The following is an 18,800-nucleotide window of genomic DNA, read 5'->3' as shown; positions in this document are numbered from 1 at the left end:
CTCATCTTGACACGGGCAGTCTGGTTCGCCAGAGCAGGTAGACGAAGTAGGGAGCGCCGATCATCGCCGTGAGCAGACCGGCCGGGATCTGCGCCGGTGCGATCAGCGTGCGGCCGAGGCTGTCCGAGATGCTGACCAGAACGGCGCCGAGCAGCGCGGCGACCGGCAGGATCCGGGCGTGGCTCCCGCCGACCAGAGCGCGAGCGGCGTGCGGTGCGACCAGCCCGACAAAGCCGACGACGCCGATCGCCGACACCGCGGCCGCGGTCATCAGGGCCGCGCAGAGCAGCATGACGAGCCTGGTCCGCTCCAGGCGGACGCCGAGCACGCGCGGGACGTCGTCGTCCAGCGCGAGCAGGTCGAGCTCGCGGCGCGCGTGCAGCATCACCGGCGTCAGCACCAGCAACGCCAGCGTGACCGGAAGGACCTGCGGAAGCGTCCGGCCGTAGGTGCTCCCGGACAGCCACGTCATTGCGAGGCTGATGTTCCAGGGGTCGGTCGCGACGATCATCAGCGTGATCACCGCCGTCGCGGCCGACGAGACGCCGACACCGATCAGCACCAGCCGGTCCGAGCTCAGCCCGCCCCGCCACGACACCAGATAGACCAGAGCGAACGTCGCCAGCGCACCCACTGCGGCGACCCCGGAGAGCAGCCAGATACCGGCCGCCGGCGCCAGGACCAGCGTGGCCACGGCACCGACGCCCGCGCCGCCGGTGATCCCGAGAATGCCGGGCTCGGCCAGCGGGTTCCGGCAGACCGCCTGGACGACGGCGCCGGCGATCGCGAGCGCCGCGCCGGACAGGATCGCGGCCAGCACCCGTGGGAACCGCGCATCGAGCACATAGGTGATGACGCGGCCGGAGCGGTTGTTCGCCCAGTTGACGATGTCGCCCGTCCGCAGGAAGGCATCACCGGCGAGCATCGCGAAGACCGCGAACGTGACCAGCAGCACCAGCAGGACGGCGGTCGCCAGCAGGAACGTCCGGCGGCTGCGCAGTCCACCGCCCGCACCGCCGGGGGAGCGGCTCGGCCCGGAGTCGCGGTAGCGCCGGGCCAGCCAGACCAGCACGATCGCGCCGACCATCATCGTCATGATGCCGGTCGGGATCTCGACCCCGGCCTGACCTCCGAGGGCCGCGCGGAGTACGACGTCCGACAGCAGGACGACGAGGATGCCGGCCAACCCGGACAGCGGAAGCAGCACGCGGTGCCGCAGCAAGCCGGGGACCAACGGTGCGATCAGCCGGACGAGCACCGGCGCGACCAGCCCGACGAAGCCGACCGGGCCGGTCACCGTCACGGCCGCGGCGGACAGCAGCACGGTGAGCAGAGTGATGATCACGCGCACTCGGCGGACGTGCACGCCGAGGACGGACGCCGTGTCGTCGCCGAGGGCAAGGATGTCGAGTTTGCCGGCCAGGATCAGCGATCCGATGATGCCGATGGCAACGAGTGGGGCCATCTGGCTGACGGCGTTCAGATCGGTTTGGACGAGTGTGCCCGCGCTCCACGCGAACGTGCCGACGGTTTCCTCGCGGTACAACAACATCAGCGTGGTTGTGACGCCGCCGAGCGCCATCGCCACCGCCGATCCGGCCAGGATCAGCCGGGTCGGGCCGGTGGTTCCGCCTGCCGACAAGGCGAGGACGAGGACGGCGGCCGCCAGGCCGCCGGTGAACGCGACACCGCCCGCGGGGAGTACGGGCAGTTGGATGCCGAGGGCGGCGACGGTCACGACGGCCAGGTAGGCGCCGGCGTTGACGCCCAGCGTGTCGGGGGAAGCGAGTGGGTTGCGGGCCAGCGATTGCAGGCCCGCGCCGGCGAACCCGAGGGCGATCCCGACCAGGACGCCGGCCAGCAGGCGGGGCAGCCGGGACGCGATCAGCACGTTCGCGGTGTTGTCGGTGCCCTGGCCGAAGACCAGCTTGACCAGGTCGCCGGCGCCGACGGTCGACGTCCCCTGGGTGAGGTGGACGCCGGCCAGCACGACGACCGCGGCCAGGGTCAGCACGAAGACCCCGGCGACGCGAATCCGTCGGACCGGCCGGCGCAGCGCCGCGGCAGCCTCGTCAGCTGCCCGCGCGGTGTCGAGCTGGGTCAAGAGGTGACTGCCTGCACGGCCGCGTCGATGAACTGCTCGGTGGACTTCGGGCCGCCGAACATCCAGATCCCGTCCTCGAGGCGGTGCACGTTGTCGTTCTTCACGAACGGCAGGTTCTTCCAGATCGCGTTCTTGGCCAGGTCGTCGCCGAACACGTCGCCGCCGTCGGACTTGTTCGCGATGTAGAGGAACTCGCCGTCCTTCAGTTTCGTCATGCCCTCGAGGTCGCTCTGGGCCAGGCCGTAGTCCTTGTCGCCCTCGCCCGGCCAGGCGTTCTTCAGGCCGAGCTCGTTGCCGACGGCCCCGAGCAGCGAGCCGGAGGTGTACATCCGGATCGAGATCGAGCTGCCGTCCTTCCAGCCGTCGGCCATCGTGAACGCCGTCCCGGCCTTACCCGCGTCGGTGATCTTCTGCTTGCCCTCAGCAACTGCCTTGTCGAAGTCGGCGTTGATCTGCTGGGCCTCCGGCGTCCGGCCGACGGCGCTCGCGGTCAGCTCCAGGTTCGACTTCATCTGCGGGATGGCGTTCTTCGCGTCCGCGGCCCGGACCACCAGGACCGGGACGGCCTTCTCGATCTGCTCGATCGCGCTCTTCGACTCGTCGCTGGTGGTGATCACCAGATCGGGGTTGAGGGCAACGATCGCGTCCACGCTGGACTCGCCGCGGGTGCCGACGTCCTTCACCGAGGGGTCGAGCTTCGCCGCCGTCACCCAGGCGGTGTAGCCCTTCACGTCGGCGACGCCGACCGGCATCACGCCGACCGAGATCAGGTTCTCGACGACGCCCCACTCCAGGCCGACGACGCGGGTGGCCGGCGCCTTCAGATCGATCTTCTTGTTCCGCGCGTCGGTGATCGAGATCGGCACCGGTGTCGCGGTCGCCGTCCCGCCGGAGTCTTCGCTCGCGGCGGGTTCACTCGTGCCGCACGCCGTCAAGGCGAGCAGTGCGGAGACGACGAGGGCAGCGGTTCGCTTCATGACAGTTCTCTCAGCTGGTTGGGATACGGCTCAGGTGCTTGCCGATCGGGCGGGTGCTGACCAGGCCGGTGGCCGGGTCGGTGCCCACCTCGATCGGGATGCCGTAGGTCTCGGACAGCGCAGCGGCGTCCAGGACTTCGGCGGGGGCGCCGGTCGCACGTACTCGCCCCTGATCGAGTAGTGCGATCCGGTCCGCGACCGCGGCGGCCTGGTTGAGGTCGTGCAGGACGACGCCCACCGCGACCCCGTGGTCGTCGGCCAGGTCACGCATCAGGTCGAGGATTTCGATCTGGTAGCGCAGATCGAGGAAGGTGGTCGGCTCGTCGAGCAGCAGGACGCCGGTGTCCTGGGCCAGGCAGGTCGCGAGCCAGACGCGCTGCAGCTCACCGCCGGAGAGCTCGTCGACCGAGCGCCCGGCCATGGCGGTCACCCCGGTCACCGCCATGGCGTGCTCGATCGCGCGGTGGCCGTCGGGGTCGTCGCCGCGCCAGCGGCCGCGGTGCGGGTGCCGCCCGTACCCGACGACGTCGTGCACGCTGACGCCGTTCGGCGTCGGGCGGGACTGCGAGAGCAGGGTGACCTTGCGGGCGAACTCCTTGGCCGACAAGGCGAGCGCGTTGCCGCCGTCCGGGAAGGTGATGCTGCCGGACTCGGGCTGGTGCAGGCGGGCGAGGGCGCGCAACAGCGTGGATTTGCCGCTGCCGTTGGGCCCGACGAGCGCGGTCACACTCGCCGCCTCGATCCGCAACGACGCGCCGTCGACCACGCGCTTTCCGTGATAGCCCAGGCGCAGATCGTCACCGGATAACCCTGCCTGATCGCGCATGAACGAGAGCATAGCCTTACCTAACCTGTCAGCAATATCGTTCAGATCTCACCTGCCCTTGAACCTGCAGCGGCCCAGCTACGCTGTGTGCTGATGAAGCCTGCGGAGGTGGCGATGGATCCGGTGTTCGCGCCTGGTGTGCCGGTGGCGGTCCGGCGGTTGTACGCCGACCGGCCGGAGTTGTTCGTCCCGGCGGACGCGGCACGGCCGAAACGCCAGACCTCCTGGTCGGGGACGCCCGCGAACACCCTCGGCCAGTTGCTGGTCTGGGTGACGGTCTGCGTCGGCGGGTGGATCCTCGCGACCATCGTGATGGGCGCGGTGCTGCCGACGACGGTGACGATCTGGGTGGCGACCGCGCTGGCCGCGCTCGCCGTCCTGTCCACCGCCGGCATCCTGGTCAAGTCGGTGGTCGAGGACCGCGGTCACAAGTCCGTCCGGCTGCAGCACGGGCAGTACCTGCTGCCCGCCGACTTCGACGAACCCGCCGCCCGCCTCCTCACCCGTGCCCAGCGCGCCGTCAAATCGGTGCTAGAGGCAACAGTCACCCGGCGCGGCCTGCTCGACGACATGCAGAACGAGCTCGTCCTGCCCGAACAGCTCTGGGACGTCGCCCAGGTCCTCCGCGAGCAAACCGTCCTCCGCGCCCGCCAGCGCGACATCGCCCGCGGCATGGCCACCGCCGAACTCGACACCGTCCTCGGCCCCCAGCGCCGCGCCCTGGCCCTCTCGGTAGCCGCCATCGACCGCAAAGTAGCCCTCCTCGAGCAGTACGCCACCCGAGTCCAAGCCGCCGACGCCGCCCTCCGCGCCGAAGCCGCCCTGGCCGACTCCGACCGCTACCTGGACCTCCTCGCCCGCACCGAACCCCTCCACAACAACACCCTCCTCGAAAACTTCACCGACGAAGCCACCGCCCTCCGCGAAACCTTCACCCGCTCCATCACCGCCGCCCGCTCCGCCGGCAAAACCCTCACCCTCCCCGAGTAACCCCCGCCGCACGTCAGCTACAACCGGCGGCAACTTCGCCGGTGCTCCAGCTGCCAGCGCCGGAGAAGTTGCCCACGAACACACCAGCCCACCCAACCTGAGCTCGGGGAGGCGCCCTTCGACCAACTCCATGTCCGGCGGTGGGGAGGTGAGCGCCGCCGGGGTGGTCGCCGGTTGTGGAGGGACTAGAGGCTTGCGAGGAGGGCAGTTTCGGCTTCGGGGGTGAGGCCGGCGGTCAGGGGTGGGAGGCCGCGGTGGTGGTCCCAGGTGTGGAGGGCTTCGAGGGTTTGGGGGAGGGGGTTACGGGGAGGCCGGCGGCGCGGGCTTTGGCGGGGTTGCGGCGGCGGGTGGGCCAGAGGGCGGGTGGTTCGACGAGGGGGAAGCGGGGTGGGACGGAGGTGGTGGGGATTTGGATGAGGTCGACTGTGGTGTTGGTGAGGGTGGCGGCGGTGGTGATGAGTTCGCCGAGGGTGGAGTCGGGGCCGATGGCGTTGTAGGCGCCGGGGCGGTCGTCGGCGGCCAGTTGGACGACGAGGCGGGCGACGTCGCGGCTGTCGACGAGCTGGAGCGGTTGGTCGGGGCTGGTGGGGACGGCGACCCGGCCGCCGCGTGCGCCTCGGCGTACCCAGTAGAGGACGGTGTCCGAAGACTCACCCGGCCCAGTGACCCGGCCCGGGCGGACGATCGTCGCCCGGTCGCCGTACCGCGCCAGGACGTCGTCCTCGCACGCGACCTTGCATCGCCCGTACGTCTCGTTCGTGAGGACGTCGGCCGCCCGCAACGGCTCCCGGCGAGCACCGTCCTCGGTCGCGCCGGTCGGCAGTTCCGGCGCGTACACCGCATGACTCGACATGAACACGTACCGCCCGACCCGATCCCCGAGCGCGTCCATCGCCTCGTCGACCTCCCGGCTCTGATACCCGCTCAGATCGACGACGACGTCCCACTCACCGGACGCGAGGGCGGCGTAGTCCGCACGCGATCGATCCCCGACGAGCTGCACCACCGCCCCCGGCAAACCCTCCCCGCTCACCCCACGGCTGAACGACGTCACCGCCGCACCGTGCGCCAGCGCGTCCAGTACGATCGCGCGCCCCAGAAACCCGTTCCCACCCAACGCCAGCATCCGCATCCGCCGACGCTAACCCCGGCCCACATCCACCGCGACCAGATTAAGCTCCGACCATGACGCAGACGGTGGTTGTTGCCGGAGGCACCGGAGGCCTCGGCCGCGCGGTGGTGGCCGAGTTCCTGGAGGCCGGGTGGCGGGTCGTCGCGCCCGGCCGGAGTGAGCAGACGGTTGAGCGGCTCGGCGCGCATCCCGCGCTGAATCCGATCGTCGCCGACCCGTTCGACCCCGCCGGTGTCGCGGACGTCGTCGCGCTGGCGGCGTCCGACGAGAGCGCGCCGCTGGTCGCGCTGGTCAACCTGGTCGGCGGGTTCGCCTCCGGCGGACGTGTGCACGAGACGCCGATCGAGGAGTTCGAGGACCAACTGCGGATCAACCTGCGACCGACGTACCTGATCACGCAGGCCGTCCTGCCGCACCTGCTCGCCGCGGGCGCCGGGGCGATCGTCTGTACGGCGAGCCGGTCGGCGATCCGGCCGTTCGCGGGCGCGGCCGGGTACATCGCGGCCAAGGCCGGCGTGATCGCGTTCGCCGACGCGCTGCACGCGGAGTACGCCGGGGACGGAATCCGGGTGAACACGATCCTGCCCGCGACCATCGACACCGCGGCCAACCGCGCGGCCCGCCCGGGCGCCGACACCAGCGGCTGGACCCCGCCGGAGCAGATCGCCCGAGTGGTCCGGACCCTGGTCGAGACCGAGGGATTCGCCGCCGGTCATCTGCCCGTGTGACAACCGAATGGCCCTGTAACACGTCTGAAGCTGTAGAGCGTGCTGCAACGATGCACACTTGGGAGGGCGTGTCCCGAGACACACCCGGACGGCGACAGGGGAGTCAATGGGGAGACACTCGCACACGGCAGTCGACCGGCCACGCTCGGTGCCGAAGCTGCTGGGCTGGACGCTGCTCGGCGCCCTCGTGCCCGGTGTCGGGCTGATCGCCGGCGGTCGGCGGCGGATCGGTGCGTTCGTCCTCACGGTCACTCTCGGCCTGGTCGGCCTCGGCGTGTACGTCGGGCTGACCCGGCGCCAGGAGGTCCTCGCGGCCGCCGTCGTGCCGAGCCGGCTGCTGATCACCTCGGTGACGATCGGCGCGCTCGCGCTGCTCTGGATCGTGGTGATCGTCGCCTCGCACCGGTCGTTGCGTCCGGCAACGGGCGGGGCCGGCCGCCGGGCGCTCGGCGCGGCCTTCGTCGGGGTGCTGTGTTTCGCGATCGCGGCCCCGGCGGCGATCGCCGTCCAGAACGTGATGGCCCAGCGGGACCTGGTCCAGGACGTGTTCGTCGCCCAGGGCGAGAGCAAGAGCGCGACCCGGCCGAAGACGGTCAACATCAAGGACCCGTGGGAGGACCGGCCGCGGCTGAACCTGCTGCTGCTCGGCGGTGACGACGCGCCGAGCCGCGTCGGCGTCCGGACCGACACCGTCATCGTCGCGAGTATCGACACCAGGACCGGTAACACCGCGCTGATCTCGATGCCGCGCCAGCTCACCTTCATGCCGTTCCCGAAGGATTCGCCGCTCTACCGCAAGTACCCGAACGGCTTCGGCAAGGAAGGCCTCAGCCTGGAGGGCCGGCTGGAGTGGATGCTGACCGCGATGTACGAGAACGTCCCGGCCGCGCACCCCGGCATCCTCGGCCCGTCGGACAACGAGGGCGCCGACGTCCTCAAACAGTCCGTCGGTGAGGCCACCGGCCTGAAGATCGACTACTACCTGCAGGTGAACCTGACCGGTTTCCCCGAGCTGGTGAACGCGCTCGGCGGGATCACCGTCAACGTCAACGAGCGGGTCGCGATGGGCGGCGTCAGCAGCGCCCACATCCCGCCCAAGGAGTGGATCGAGCCCGGCCCCAAGCAACACCTCGACGGCCGGCACGCCCTCTGGTTCGCCCGCGGCCGCTACAACGCCGACGACGACCAGCGCCAGATCCGCCAGCGCTGCACGATCAAAGCCATGGTGGACGCCGCCGACCCGGCCACCCTGGTCACCAAGTACAAGGCGATCGCCAAAGCCGGCCAGCACCTCCTCCGCACCGACATCCCCCAGGAGATCCTCCCCGCTCTCGTCACCCTGGCCCTCAAGGTCAAGTCCGGCACTGTCTCCAACATCAACCTGGACGTGTCGAAGCTCCGCATGAAATACCTCCACCCCGACTACGAAGGCATGCGCGAAGCCATCGCCGCCGCCCTCGAAGCCCCTACCCCACCCGCCAAAACCACCCCCAAAACCCCCGCGAAGTCCAGCCCCAAATCCACCCCCGCCAACACCCCCAAACCCCCCACCCAAAACCTCGTCGACGCCTGCGCCTACCAACCCGAAGGCACCCAACCCAGCTAACCCCACCCGCTTGTGGATAACCGGCGGGCGACCACGTCCCCGACGGATACGCTTAAGCAGAAGGAGCAGGGGGCGGGGTCGGGCCGAAGAGGGCTTGGGCTATGGCGGTCAGGTGGGGGGTCAGGTCGGATTCGGTGGCGACGGTGAGGTGGGGGGTGCCTACGGCGGTGCGGAGGATGCCTACGCCGAGGAGGAAGGCGCCGAAGAGTTCGGCGCGGAGAGCCTTGTCGTTGCCTTGGGCAAGTTCGGCGAGGGCGCCGAGGTAGCCGTCGCAGACTTGCTGGCGGAGGCGGTCGCGGGTGTCTTCGTGGGAGGCGGAGCGGAGCATGGCGATCAGGGGGTGTTCGCCGGCGTACTCGGACCAGTCCTGGAAGACGAGCTGGTGCATGAGTTTGGCGGGGAGGTCCTCGAGGGGGCCGTCGGGGAGCGGGACGGCTTCGTGGGAGGTCGTCATGGCTTCGGTGAAGAGGCCTGACTTGGAGCCGAAGTAGCGGAAGACGAGGGCCGGGTCGACGCCGACGTCCCCGGCCACGTCGCGGACCGACGTGCCGTCGTAGCCGTCCCGGGCGAAGCGCAGCCGGGCGCACTCCAGCAGCCGCGCCCGCGTCGCCTCGCGATCCCGCTTCCGCGCGCCCGCGGCCGGTCGCTCCGCGGCGCCCTCGGCCGCCTCGCTCCGCTCCGGCATCCCGCCCTCCAAGTCATCGAGTGTTGACATCGTACTCGCGGGCCGCCTAGCCTCGTTCTCAGATAAGTCATCGATCGATGACTTGAGGGGAGCGAGTGATGCGGAACGTGCTGGTCGCCGGTGGGACGACGGGGTTGGGGCGGGAGATCGCGGTGCACTACCTGCGGCGCGGGGCGCGGGTGACGGTGGTGGGGAGTACGCCGGAGCGGGGGCGCGCGTTTCTGGACGACGTCGCCGCGTTGCCCGGGGAGGCTGCGTTCGTGGCGGCGGATCTGACCTCGCTCGCGGAGAACCGCCGGGTGATCGAGGAGGCCCGCAGCCGCCACCAGGCGCTGGATGCGTTGGTGCTGACGGCGATGGTCCCGTTCGTGAAGCGCAAGGTGACGGTCGACGGGTTCGAGGCCGGGTTCGTCCTCTACTACCTGAGCCGGTTCCTGCTCAGCTACGGCCTGACCGACCTGCTCGAACGTGGCGCGACGCCGATCATCGCCAACATCGGCGCGACCGGCATCACCAAGGGCGCCGTCGCCTGGGACGACCTGCACAGTGCGCGCAAATACAGCCTCGTCCACACGACGATCGCGAACGGCCGGGCCAACGACCTGCTGCCGATCCACTACCTGCAGAACCACCCCGACGGCCGGACGAAGTACTTCGGCATCCAGCCGCCGTACACGAACACTCCCGGCAACCACCTCCCGCAACCGCTCCGGGCGCTCAGCCGCCTCACCGCCGCCGCGTTCGCGAAATCCCCCGCGGACGGCGCCCGCGACACCCTCGCGGTCATGGACGATCAGCCCGCCGAGCGGTTGATCCTGCGCGCGGTCGGGAAGCCGGTCGACCCGGGCCTGCCCACCTTTGATCCGGCCAACGCGCGGCGGCTGTACGAGCTGACCGCCCCGATGCTGGAATCTGTGCGCCGCTGAGTGTCGATCCGGTCGATCGCCGCTCGACGTGAGAGTAAGAGATCGACCGAGACAGAGGAGCCGAGCGCCATGCGTTACATGATCATCAACAAGGCGGACGCCGACAGCGAGGCCGGGAAGTTCCCCGGGCCGGAGGTCGTCGAGGGGGTCGGCAAGGTCGTCGAGGACCTGTCCAAGGCCGGCGTCCTGCTGTTCGCCGAAGGGGTGCACCGCAGCGCCCTCGGCGCCCGGGTCAAGGTCGACGCCGGACGCCGGACCGTCACCGACGGCCCGTTCGCGGAGACCAAGGAGCTGATCGGCGGCGTGATGGTCGTCGAGGTCCGCTCCCGTGACGAGGCCGTCGAGTGGGCCGCCCGCCTGGCCGAGGCGCTCGGCTCCGAGGTCGAGGTCCGCCGGGTCGTCGAAGAAGCCGACTTCGCCCCGGACTCCGAGCTGTACGGCGAACCGACGAACGGGTAGTACTCCGGCCGCCAAGCGGCGGCAGGCGCTGCTTCGGCCTCGAAACAGCCACCTCTACCCGTTGCTCGGTACGCCGCACGGCAGTTGCCGTTCGTCGCGGTCGTGGGGTTGTATCGGCGGGGTGAGCGATGTACACGGGGCGATTGACGCGGTGTGGCGGATTGAGTCGGCGCGGATCGTGGCCGGGGTGGCGCGGATCGTGCGGGATGTCGGGCTCGCGGAGGAGCTGGCCGGTGACGCGCTGGTGGCGGCGCTGGAGCAGTGGCCCGAGTCCGGCGTCCCGCAGAACCCGGGCGCCTGGCTGATGGCGATCGCGAAACGGCGGGCGGTCGACCTGATCCGCCGCAAGGAGACCTACCAGCGCAAACTCGCCGAACTGGGTCACGAGCTGGAGATCGACGGCGAGAGCGTCGAGGACGACGTCGAGGCGATTCTCGAGGATCACATCGAGGACGACCTGCTCCGGCTCGTCTTCACCGCCTGCCACCCGGTGCTGACGATGGACGCCCGGGTGACGCTGACCCTGAAACTGCTCGGCGGCCTGAAGACCGACGAGATCGCGCGCGCGTTCCTGGCGCCCGAGTCGACGATCGCGCAGCGCGTCGTCCGCGCCAAACGCAACCTGGCCAAGGCCGGGGTCGAGTTCGAGGTCCCCGCGGGTGAGGAGCTGCTCGACCGGTTGGCCAGCGTGCTGGAGGTCGTCTACCTGATCTACAACGAGGGTTACTCGGCGACCGCCGGCGACGACTGGATGCGCCCGGCCCTGTGCAACGAGGCGATGCGGCTCGGCCGGCTGCTCGCCGAGCTGATGCCGGAAGAGCCCGAAGTCCATGGCCTGCTGGCGCTGATGGAGCTGCAGTCCTCCCGCGCGAACGCCCGCGTCGGCCCGACCGGCGAGCCCGTCCTGCTCCTCGACCAGGACCGCCGCCGCTGGGACCGCCTGCTGATCGGCCGCGGCCTGGCCGGCCTCGACCGCGCCTGGGCCCTGGAGAAACCGCCCGGCCCGTACCTCCTGCAGGCCGCGATCGCCGCCTGCCACGCCCGCGCCGCCGACCCCGATGACACCGACTGGGAGCGGATCGCCGGTCTGTACGCCGTCCTCGCACAGCTCGTGCCGTCACCGGTCGTGGAGCTCAACCGCGCGGTCGCGATCTCGATGGCGTTCGGCCCGGAGCAAGGTCTGGACGCCGTCGACGCGCTGGCCGACGAGCCGTCCTTGAAGGACTACCACCTGCTCCCGAGCGTCCGCGGCGATCTGCTCTTCAAACTCGGCCGGCTCGACGAGGCCCGCAAGGAGTTCGAGAAAGCGGCCGGCCTGACCCGCAACGAACGCGAGCGCGCCCTCCTGCTCGACCGCGCTGCCGCTTGCTGAGAAAACGTGCGGCCCGGGAGCCCCTTGCAGCGGAGGCTCCCGGGCCGGGACCTGTTACGTCACCAGATCTGGTCGACCCGGCGGCGCTCAGCGGCGTTCGGGGTCGCGTTCGTGCAGGACGTGCCAGGGCCCCCACCGGACATCAGCTCCGAGCAGGGCCCGGAGTAGTGATCCGGCAGCCCGAGGACGTGGCCCGTCTCGTGCGCGGTGATCCGGGTCGAGTTGTACTGCTGGGCCTGCCGGTAGTCGATGAAGATGTAGCCGTGACCGCGTCCGTCGGTCGAAGCATACGAGCCGCGGGAGTCATTGCCCTCCCGGTAGCTGAAGTCGGCGCCGCTGCTCACCTCGGCCAGCCGGACGTCGTTGACCGAGGAGTTCCAGATCTGCGTACTGCGGTTGATCTGGGTCCGGAAGGTCGGGGCGTTGACGCGGTAGGTGACGGTGACGGCGGCCAGCTTCTGGCCGTTCTTGGCCGCCGCCGCGCGCTTGGCGAGGACGGACTTGCGGACGGCCTCGTAGAAGGCCTTGGTGGCAGCCGCGTCCTCCGGCGATCCGGTGTAGGCCGAAATCGTCGTCGGGGCGGCTTCGGGGGCGGGTGCCGCGGTGGCGGTCGGCGCGGCGAGCGCACCGGCGGTGGCGAGTACGGCGAGGGCTGTCAGGGCATGACGGTGTGACATGGGCGGGCCTCACTCCGAAACTGGGGCGGATACGAAGAGCGATGCGGGGACTACGTTTCGCTACTGCGGTAGACAGTGCCAAACGCACCACCCCGGCGCACCCCCTCAGCCCCAACGCAGGGGATAACCCGCGAAGAATGCCCATAACCACGCGGAAAACCGCCGGTGGGCCCCCGAAGAACCAGGCACCCACCGACGGCTGAGAGGTCCAGCCCGAAGGCCGAACCGGTCTATCTGTTCCGCGTCGCCATCCAGGCGACCGCGCCCGCGCCCAGCAGGACGGCGCCGCCCACCGCCGCAGCCGCCTTCGGGTGCTGCTTGGTCGTCGCCGGTAGCTGCCCGGCGCCTTCCTTCATCCGTTGCCCCGCGACGCCGGCGTTCTCCTTCATCAGCTGACCGGCGTGCCCAGCACTCTGGCGAACACGGCTCCCGGCCTGCCCGGCGCTCTCCCGAACCCGGTGCCCGGCCTGGCCCGCGGACTCCTTGATCCGGCGCGGGACGTTCAGCTGGCGGGTCAGCTCCTGCACGGTGTCGGCCAGGTGCTGACGCGTCATTTCGAGTTCGAGACGCAGCGCCTCGGTCTCGGACATCGGCTCGCGATGTTTCGAGGTGGTCATGCGGTGATCTTCCCTTCCGGCTGATGCCCCTTCAGAGCTTCGAGGTCCTCGTGCACGCCTTCGACGGCACGCTGCGGAACGGGCGGAGTGGCCTGGCTGACATGTTTCTTACCCAGCAGCGCCGCCACCGCGGCAACCGCGAACAGCAGCACCGCGACGATCAACGCCGCCAGCCAAGCCGGCAGTACGACGGCAAGTCCACAAATGGCCGCCGCGATCAGCGCTCCGAGCCCGTACAACGCGACGGTCCCGGCCCCACCGAACAATCCGATCCCGAGCCCGGCCTCTTTGCCCTTGTCCTTCAGCTCGGCCTTCGCCAGCTGCAGCTCGTCCCGAACCAGCCGGCTCACATCGCTGGTCACCTGACTCACCAGCGCCCCGACGCGCTCGTTCTCCACCACCGGACGTGTCACAGTCATCTTCGGCCTCCCGTGATCGGCTCGACCGACCGGTACCCACCTCGCCGGAGGCTACGCAAACAGGCCGAAGGCCCGGTGGAAGTCCACCGGGCCTTCGGGAACGCTCGTACTACTTGGAGCAGGTGTAGATCGACGCGTTGTCGAGCCACCAGTTCGCCGGGAGCAGGTCGGCGAAGTCCTTGCCGTGCTCGGTCCAGCGGAACTTGACCTGCTTGCCCTGGAGCTCGGTCAGGTCGAGCCGGCTGGTCTCCCAGCCGCCGGAGTTGCCGTGCCAGGCGGCGGGCTCGTCGTCGAAGTTCGGGTCGACGGTCGGGCCGTTCGTCCAGCCGGTGAGCGCGGCGCTGTCCTTCCAGGTCGCGCCGCCGTTGTCGGAGTACTCCAGCGTGCCGGTACCGGTGCGGACGCCGAAGATGATGAACACGTTGTAGAAGTTGTACGCGTGCTGGAAGCGCAGGTACGTCTTCGGGTTCTTGATCTTGGTGCCGTTGGCGGTCTGGATGCCGATCGACTGGTCCGGGGCGGTCACGACGCCGAGCATGGAGTCGTCACCGTCCTTGCTGTACGACGTGTCGACGAGCGAGCCCTCGACACCCTCGGCCTTGCCGAGGACCCAGCCCTGGTCCCGGACGACCTTGCCGTCGGGGTACTCGGCGAAGCTGGTCTTGAACAGGTTCTTCGCCTTGGCGCCGGCGGTGTCGCAGACCGGGGCCTGGGCCGGCAGGCCGCCGGCCGGCTCGAGGTCGAGCTCAGTAGCCTTGATCGCGAGGCCGACCTGGACGCAGTCCTTCTTCGTCATACCGGACTTCTTCTTCTTGGCCAGCTTGTCGCAGCTCGACCGCAGGCCCTCGGCCAGGTCGCCGTAGTCGGCGCCGGTGGTGAGGATCTTCTGGGTCTCGTGCCACAACACCTCGGAGCGGGCCAGGCCGATGCCGAGCATCTTCTGGCCGTTGAACGAGCCGCCGTCCGCGATCAGGTACGCCGTCTTGTTACCGACGCCGGAGTTGAAGTGGACGCCGCCGTTGTCCTGGAAGAAGTCGTCGTCGAACCACTTCGGGCTGGTCATCTTGTCCGGGTCGTTGAACTTCGTCGGGTCGGACATCGACCGGATCACGCCGAGGCTGGAGCCCTCGCCGATCTGCCAGCGGTTCTCGGCGGTGTCGTCCGCGGAGCCGTTGGTCAGGTCGACGAACTCGCCCATGATGTCGGACAGCGCCTCGTTGATCGCGCCGGCCTCCCACAGGTAGGCCAGGCCCGCGGTGTGCTGGGTGACGCCGTGGGTCAGCTCGTGGCCGGTCACGTCATCGGTGGAGACGCCCTCGCCGAAGGCCATCTGCTCGCCGTTCCAGAACGCGTTGGCGAACGGGCAGCCGCCGTCGACGCAGATCCGGACGGTGCCGCGGATCGCCTTGCCGAGACCGTCGCCGTAGTCGACGCCGATCAGCTGGGTCAGGTCGGTGCCGAGCGACTCGTACGTGTCAGAGGTGTCGCCGAAGAACTCGAAGACCTGGTTCACGTCGCCGACCGTCGAGGTCGGGCCGCCCTCGACGCGAGTCGGCGCGAACACGCCGCCACCGCAGCGGACGTCCTCACCGCCGGTCTGGATGATCGCGCGATCCGCGTCGCAGACGACGCGGTTGATCTTCTCCTGCAGGTCCCAGGCCAGCAGCGCCTGGCCGGACGCGTGCACCATGGCCTGCCAGCGGACGTCGCCCGGGCCGTGCACCTCGTACATGTAGACCGGGATCGCGACCGAGCCGGGCTGCCGGGTCACCAGACCCATGTCGAACCAGCGCGGGCCGATCAGCTCGGCGTCCAGCTTCGAGGCGTCGAGCTTGCCGCGGGTGGCGACGGCCTGCACGGCCGAGCCCTGGGCCTTGGACTTCGCCGCGTCGGCCTGGTCGGCGGCCGGGAAGGCGCCGTACGTCGCGAGCGCGACCTCGCCGTTCGCGGACTCCAGCGCGCCGGTCTTGTCCAGGTTGGTGACGATCTCGCCGCCGTACACCTGGACGCCGTCGATGGTCTGCTGGAAACGCGTCTGCGAGCCGTACTCCGACAGCTCGGTGGTCTTGGCGACCAGGTCGGCCGGGCGGGCGCCGAAGTACGGCGCGACCGCGGCGACCTGCGCCTTGGCGACGGCCTGCGAGTCGGGCTTGCTGGTGGCGGACTTGGCCGCCTTGCCGCTGACGGCCGCGGGCGCCTTGATCGGCGTCGCGGGACGGATCGAGTGCGCACGGCCGAGCGCGTCCCGCTTCTTCACGTAGTCGCCGCCGCCACCCTTCGGGGCGCTGAGCGTGCGGACCTCGGGGCTCTTCGGAGCCGGGTCCGCCGTCGGGGCGCCGATGGCGGCGTTGGGCGCCGCCAGCGTCAGTGCGACTGCGCCGGCGGCAAGGCCGGCGAGCCAGGTACGGGCTTTCACAGGGTTCCTCCCAGGTTTCCGTCTGGCGCCAGGAACGGTGACGAGCCCCCAAGCTCGCTCCTGGCCGGAAACGCCCAGCCCCCACCTGTGATGACAAGCGGGGCGGGCGCTTGTTGACCGCACCCTGTCATCCGCCGACTGCGAATCGCGACCGACCGTGATTCAAGTCACATTGGTCTCCGAAGTACACGGGTTTTCCTCCGCACTCCGGGTAATTTCCGCACGCTGTGTCGATCTCGCGGCAAGATGTTCGACGCACTGGCAAGACCACCGATGAAGGAGCAGTGCGATGAACACGACGGTTTCCAAGGACGGCACGACGATCGCGTACGACCGGCGCGGATCGGGCCCGGCGCTCGTCCTGGTGGACGGCGCACTCTGCAGCCGCGCTCAGGGCCCGATGCCCGAGCTCGCCGAATTGCTGGCCGACCGATTCACCGTCTACAACTACGACCGGCGAGGCAGGGGAGACTCCGGCGACGCGAGCCCGGGCGGATCCGGGCGTGCAGGCGAGGCCTCGATCGACCGGGAGCTCGAGGATCTGGCGGCGGTGATCGAGGTCGCCGGCGGTTCGGCGTACGTCTACGGGACGTCGTCCGGTGCGGCGCTCGCGCTGGCCGCTGCCAACGCGGGCCTGCCGATCGAGCGAGTGGTCGCTTTCGAGACGCCCTTCGTCGTCGACGGCAGCCGCAAGCCGATGCCGGAGACCTTCGTCGCGGATCTCGAAGCGCGCGGCCCGGCCGACGCGGTGAAGTACTTCCTGACCAAGGGCGTCGGGCTGCCCGGCCCGATGGTCACCTTGATGCGGCTGATGCCGGCCTGGAAGCAGATGACCGCGGTGGCGCACACCCTGCCGTACGACGGCCGGTTCGTCGCTCACAACGGGTTGGGTCGCTCGTTGGACGCCGGGCAGTGGTCGGCGGTCGGCGTCCCGGTGCTGACCGTGATCGGCGGCAAGAGCCCGGCGTGGATGAAGAACGCGGTCGCCGCCGTGACGGCCGCCGTCCCGGGGGCGGAGTGCCGCGAGGTGCCGGGGCAGAACCACATGATCGCGGCGAAGGCGATCGCGCCGGTGATCGCGGGGTTCTGTTCCTGAGGGCCATCACAACTGCGCCCGCCCGGCCCGCATGAGCGGGCAACGGGCGGGCGCGGCCGATGGCGATGGCCTGGGCGATCAGGCTCCGGTGATGAGCCCGCTCGCGCCGCGCGCCGCGTCGAAACGCGCCTGCGCGTCACCCCAGTTGACGACGTTCCACCAGGCCTTGACGTAGTCCGGCTTCACGTTCTTGTACTGCAGGTAGAAGGCGTGCTCCCACATGTCCAGCATCGCGATCGGGATCTGCCCGGCCGGCAGGTTGCCCTGCTGGTCGTACAGCTGGTGCACCAGCAGGCGGCCGGCCAGCGCGTCCCAGCCCAGGATGGCCCAGCCGGAGCCCTGGATCGTGGTCGCGGCGGCGGTGAAGTGCGACTGGAAGCCGTCGAACGAGCCGAAGAACTCGTCGATCGCGGCGGCCAGCTCGCCGGTCGGCTTGTCGCCGCCCTCCGGCGAGAGGTTCTTCCAGAAGATCGAGTGGTTGACGTGACCGCCCAGGTTGAAGGCGAGCGTCTTCTCCAGCCCGACGATCGCGCCGAAGTCGCCCTTGTCGCGGGCCTCGGCCAGCTTGTCGAGGGTGTCGTTCAGACCCTTCACGTAGGTGGCGTGGTGCTTGGAGTGGTGCAGCTCCATGATCTCGCCGGCGATGCTCGGAGCGAGGGCGCCGTAGTCGTAGGAAAGATCGGGAAGCGTGTACGTGGTCAACTCTGCTCCTTCGTCGGGGCCCCGCGGGGGCCGGATATCGCCGTGTCCTGGTGTCGGCACCAGCTTGAAACTTCAACCACGGTTGAGGTCAAGACGCCACGCGGTGGGACGATCCGCCCGGCACTCGACCGGTGCCCGATGCGACCGCTCCGAACCGCCGAGTGCACCCACCGGACCACCCCAGCTTCACACATGCCGCCACACGAGCGACTCCGGGTGTCAGATGTCGGCTAGCACCGCCCGCAGCGCGGGGAGGAAACCGTTCGGGTCCTCCGCGAATCCGGTGTGGTCCCCGGGGAAGCGGACCGGCGCCACGCCCAGCCCGGCAGCCAGCGCGGACGTCGTCCGCTCGCACAGCTGACCGGCCGACTCGACCCCGATCCCGGGCACGATCCGGGTGTTCCGCAGTACGCCGAGATCGGGCTGCCAGCCGACCGTCCAGGCGAACTCGTGAGCGAACCAGTACTCCTCGTCCGCGACCGCCTGCGGATCCCGCTCGCCGCCGAACATCAGCTCGAGCATCCCGTCGGGCAGCTCCAGATTCGCCTGCGCGAAGAACTTGCGCCAGCCGCCCAGGACGTCACCGGACAGGTACGTCGCGCACAGGTCCGCCGAGATCGCGAGCTGCTCGGCGGAGTCGTCGAGCAGGTTCAGCAGCGGCGGCTCATGAGCGATCACGGCCCGGACCAGCTCGGGGTACTCCTGGGCCAGCGCGAGCGCGCTGACCGCGCCGCCACTCGATCCGAACACGATCGCGGGCCCGCCGACCGCCTTGATCAAGGCGGCGAGGTCGCCGGCCCGGTGCTCGGGGCGCGAGTCGTGGTTCGGGTCGTCGAGCGGGCTGCGACGGTGCCCGCGCGGGTCGGTGGTCAGGACCGTGTAGTCGGAGGCGAGGAGGTCGGCCAGTGGCGCGAACGAGTCGGCGTCCATCGGGGAGCCGACCAGGACGACGAGCGGGCCGGCGCCGCGCAGTTCGTAGTAGACGATGCCATCGGCGGTGTCGAGAGTCTTCGCTGTGGTTTCCATGTCTCGACCATGCGGGAGATCCCGGCCCGGACTCCAACACCT

18 protein-coding genes are annotated in these 18,800 nt (G+C 70.0%); 7 read left to right on the top strand and 11 right to left on the bottom strand.

Annotation, left to right across the window (positions count from 1 at the left end):
• Position 1: 1 nt before the first annotated feature.
• From HPO96_RS29690 to HPO96_RS29680, 3 genes are read right to left on the bottom strand one after another with little or no spacing between them, the layout of a single operon-like run.
• The gene (locus HPO96_RS29690; protein ID WP_171677662.1) at positions 2-2,104 is read right to left on the bottom strand and encodes an iron ABC transporter permease; all 2,103 of its coding nucleotides are present in this window, start codon (positions 2,102-2,104) and stop codon (positions 2-4) included.
• Positions 2,101-3,081 (bottom strand): ABC transporter substrate-binding protein, encoded by a 981-nt coding sequence (locus tag HPO96_RS29685; protein WP_171677661.1) that lies wholly within the window; start codon positions 3,079-3,081, stop codon positions 2,101-2,103. Before HPO96_RS29685 ends, HPO96_RS29690 begins: the two co-directional genes overlap by 4 nt.
• Positions 3,082-3,091: 10 nt before the next feature.
• On the bottom strand, positions 3,092-3,907 hold the full coding sequence (locus tag HPO96_RS29680) for an ABC transporter ATP-binding protein (RefSeq protein WP_171677660.1): 816 nt from the start codon (positions 3,905-3,907) through the stop codon (positions 3,092-3,094).
• Between the two features lie 93 nt (positions 3,908-4,000).
• Between HPO96_RS29680 and HPO96_RS29675 the strand changes: the two genes are divergently transcribed.
• Positions 4,001-4,897 (top strand): hypothetical protein, encoded by an 897-nt coding sequence (locus HPO96_RS29675; RefSeq protein ID WP_202886559.1) that lies wholly within the window; start codon positions 4,001-4,003, stop codon positions 4,895-4,897.
• Positions 4,898-5,132: 235 nt separating this feature from the next.
• Here the strand turns inward: HPO96_RS29675 and HPO96_RS29670 are convergent, their stop codons facing one another.
• Complete coding sequence (locus HPO96_RS29670; protein ID WP_202886558.1) at positions 5,133-6,029, bottom strand: NAD-dependent epimerase/dehydratase family protein; 897 nt, start codon at positions 6,027-6,029, stop codon at positions 5,133-5,135.
• Between the two features lie 53 nt (positions 6,030-6,082).
• On the opposite strand from HPO96_RS29670, the gene HPO96_RS29665 reads away from it, so the two are divergent.
• Both HPO96_RS29665 and HPO96_RS29660 read left to right on the top strand, forming a co-directional pair.
• Positions 6,083-6,757 (top strand): SDR family NAD(P)-dependent oxidoreductase, encoded by a 675-nt coding sequence (locus HPO96_RS29665; RefSeq protein WP_171677659.1) that lies wholly within the window; start codon positions 6,083-6,085, stop codon positions 6,755-6,757.
• Positions 6,758-6,863: 106 nt separating this feature from the next.
• On the top strand, positions 6,864-8,363 hold the full coding sequence (locus HPO96_RS29660) for an LCP family glycopolymer transferase (RefSeq protein WP_238355631.1): 1,500 nt from the start codon (positions 6,864-6,866) through the stop codon (positions 8,361-8,363).
• Positions 8,364-8,415: 52 nt separating this feature from the next.
• Here the strand turns inward: HPO96_RS29660 and HPO96_RS29655 are convergent, their stop codons facing one another.
• Positions 8,416-9,048 carry a TetR/AcrR family transcriptional regulator gene (locus HPO96_RS29655; RefSeq protein WP_171677658.1) on the bottom strand — a complete coding sequence of 211 codons (633 nt, stop codon included), beginning with the start codon at positions 9,046-9,048 and terminating at the stop codon, positions 8,416-8,418.
• Positions 9,049-9,146: 98 nt separating this feature from the next.
• Here HPO96_RS29655 and HPO96_RS29650 point away from each other — a divergent pair, with 98 nt between their 5' ends.
• The 3 genes from HPO96_RS29650 to HPO96_RS29640 all read left to right on the top strand — a co-directional run bounded on the left by HPO96_RS29650 (position 9,147) and on the right by HPO96_RS29640 (position 11,805).
• Entirely contained in the window at positions 9,147-9,974 is an 828-nt protein-coding gene (locus tag HPO96_RS29650; protein ID WP_171677657.1) for an SDR family NAD(P)-dependent oxidoreductase, read from the top strand.
• A gap of 69 nt (positions 9,975-10,043) precedes the next feature.
• Entirely contained in the window at positions 10,044-10,433 is a 390-nt protein-coding gene (locus HPO96_RS29645; RefSeq protein ID WP_171677656.1) for a YciI family protein, read from the top strand.
• A gap of 121 nt (positions 10,434-10,554) precedes the next feature.
• Positions 10,555-11,805 (top strand): RNA polymerase sigma factor, encoded by a 1,251-nt coding sequence (locus HPO96_RS29640; protein ID WP_171677655.1) that lies wholly within the window; start codon positions 10,555-10,557, stop codon positions 11,803-11,805.
• Between the two features lie 59 nt (positions 11,806-11,864).
• On the opposite strand, the gene snpA is transcribed toward HPO96_RS29640, so the two are convergent.
• The 4 genes from snpA to HPO96_RS29620 all read right to left on the bottom strand — a co-directional run bounded on the left by snpA (position 11,865) and on the right by HPO96_RS29620 (position 15,934).
• On the bottom strand, positions 11,865-12,482 hold the full coding sequence (gene snpA / locus HPO96_RS29635) for a snapalysin (RefSeq protein WP_171677654.1): 618 nt from the start codon (positions 12,480-12,482) through the stop codon (positions 11,865-11,867).
• A 230-nt stretch (positions 12,483-12,712) separates the two neighbouring features.
• The gene (locus tag HPO96_RS29630; protein ID WP_171677653.1) at positions 12,713-13,099 is read right to left on the bottom strand and encodes a DUF3618 domain-containing protein; all 387 of its coding nucleotides are present in this window, start codon (positions 13,097-13,099) and stop codon (positions 12,713-12,715) included.
• The gene (locus HPO96_RS29625) at positions 13,096-13,518 is read right to left on the bottom strand and encodes a phage holin family protein (RefSeq protein WP_171677652.1); all 423 of its coding nucleotides are present in this window, start codon (positions 13,516-13,518) and stop codon (positions 13,096-13,098) included. The genes HPO96_RS29630 and HPO96_RS29625 overlap by 4 nt, the downstream gene beginning before the upstream one ends.
• Before the next feature lie 109 nt (positions 13,519-13,627).
• Complete coding sequence (locus tag HPO96_RS29620; protein ID WP_171677651.1) at positions 13,628-15,934, bottom strand: M4 family metallopeptidase; 2,307 nt, start codon at positions 15,932-15,934, stop codon at positions 13,628-13,630.
• Positions 15,935-16,223: 289 nt separating this feature from the next.
• Between HPO96_RS29620 and HPO96_RS29615 the strand changes: the two genes are divergently transcribed.
• Positions 16,224-17,030, top strand: a complete 807-nt coding sequence (locus HPO96_RS29615) for an alpha/beta fold hydrolase (RefSeq protein WP_171677650.1) — start codon at positions 16,224-16,226, stop codon at positions 17,028-17,030.
• A 78-nt stretch (positions 17,031-17,108) separates the two neighbouring features.
• Here the strand turns inward: HPO96_RS29615 and HPO96_RS29610 are convergent, their stop codons facing one another.
• Together HPO96_RS29610 and HPO96_RS29605 are read right to left on the bottom strand one after the other, a co-directional pair.
• Entirely contained in the window at positions 17,109-17,732 is a 624-nt protein-coding gene (locus HPO96_RS29610) for a superoxide dismutase (RefSeq protein WP_171677649.1), read from the bottom strand.
• Between the two features lie 219 nt (positions 17,733-17,951).
• The gene (locus HPO96_RS29605) at positions 17,952-18,758 is read right to left on the bottom strand and encodes an alpha/beta fold hydrolase (RefSeq protein WP_171677648.1); all 807 of its coding nucleotides are present in this window, start codon (positions 18,756-18,758) and stop codon (positions 17,952-17,954) included.
• Positions 18,759-18,800: the final 42 nt, after the last annotated feature.

This window comes from Kribbella sandramycini (assembly GCF_013131805.1).
GTDB lineage: Bacteria > Actinomycetota > Actinomycetes > Propionibacteriales > Kribbellaceae > Kribbella > Kribbella sandramycini.
This window is presented reverse-complemented; position numbering and strand designations above follow the sequence as displayed.

Bases quoted from the DNA above. Each gene is read 5' to 3' on its own strand.
- HPO96_RS29675 (WP_202886559.1), top strand. From the start codon at position 4,001: ATGAAGCCTGCGGAGGTGGCGATGGATCCGGTGTTCGCGCCTGGTGTG.
- HPO96_RS29650 (WP_171677657.1), top strand. From the start codon at position 9,147: ATGCGGAACGTGCTGGTCGCCGGTGGGACGACGGGGTTGGGGCGGGAG.
- HPO96_RS29660 (WP_238355631.1), top strand. From the start codon at position 6,864: ATGGGGAGACACTCGCACACGGCAGTCGACCGGCCACGCTCGGTGCCG.
- HPO96_RS29670 (WP_202886558.1), bottom strand. From the start codon at position 6,029: ATGCGGATGCTGGCGTTGGGTGGGAACGGGTTTCTGGGGCGCGCGATC.
- HPO96_RS29680 (WP_171677660.1), bottom strand. From the start codon at position 3,907: ATGCGCGATCAGGCAGGGTTATCCGGTGACGATCTGCGCCTGGGCTAT.
- HPO96_RS29665 (WP_171677659.1), top strand. From the start codon at position 6,083: ATGACGCAGACGGTGGTTGTTGCCGGAGGCACCGGAGGCCTCGGCCGC.
- HPO96_RS29605 (WP_171677648.1), bottom strand. From the start codon at position 18,758: ATGGAAACCACAGCGAAGACTCTCGACACCGCCGATGGCATCGTCTAC.
- snpA (WP_171677654.1), bottom strand. From the start codon at position 12,482: ATGTCACACCGTCATGCCCTGACAGCCCTCGCCGTACTCGCCACCGCC.
- HPO96_RS29625 (WP_171677652.1), bottom strand. From the start codon at position 13,518: ATGACTGTGACACGTCCGGTGGTGGAGAACGAGCGCGTCGGGGCGCTG.
- HPO96_RS29615 (WP_171677650.1), top strand. From the start codon at position 16,224: ATGAACACGACGGTTTCCAAGGACGGCACGACGATCGCGTACGACCGG.
- HPO96_RS29645 (WP_171677656.1), top strand. From the start codon at position 10,044: ATGCGTTACATGATCATCAACAAGGCGGACGCCGACAGCGAGGCCGGG.
- HPO96_RS29630 (WP_171677653.1), bottom strand. From the start codon at position 13,099: ATGACCACCTCGAAACATCGCGAGCCGATGTCCGAGACCGAGGCGCTG.
- HPO96_RS29655 (WP_171677658.1), bottom strand. From the start codon at position 9,048: ATGCCGGAGCGGAGCGAGGCGGCCGAGGGCGCCGCGGAGCGACCGGCC.
- HPO96_RS29685 (WP_171677661.1), bottom strand. From the start codon at position 3,081: ATGAAGCGAACCGCTGCCCTCGTCGTCTCCGCACTGCTCGCCTTGACG.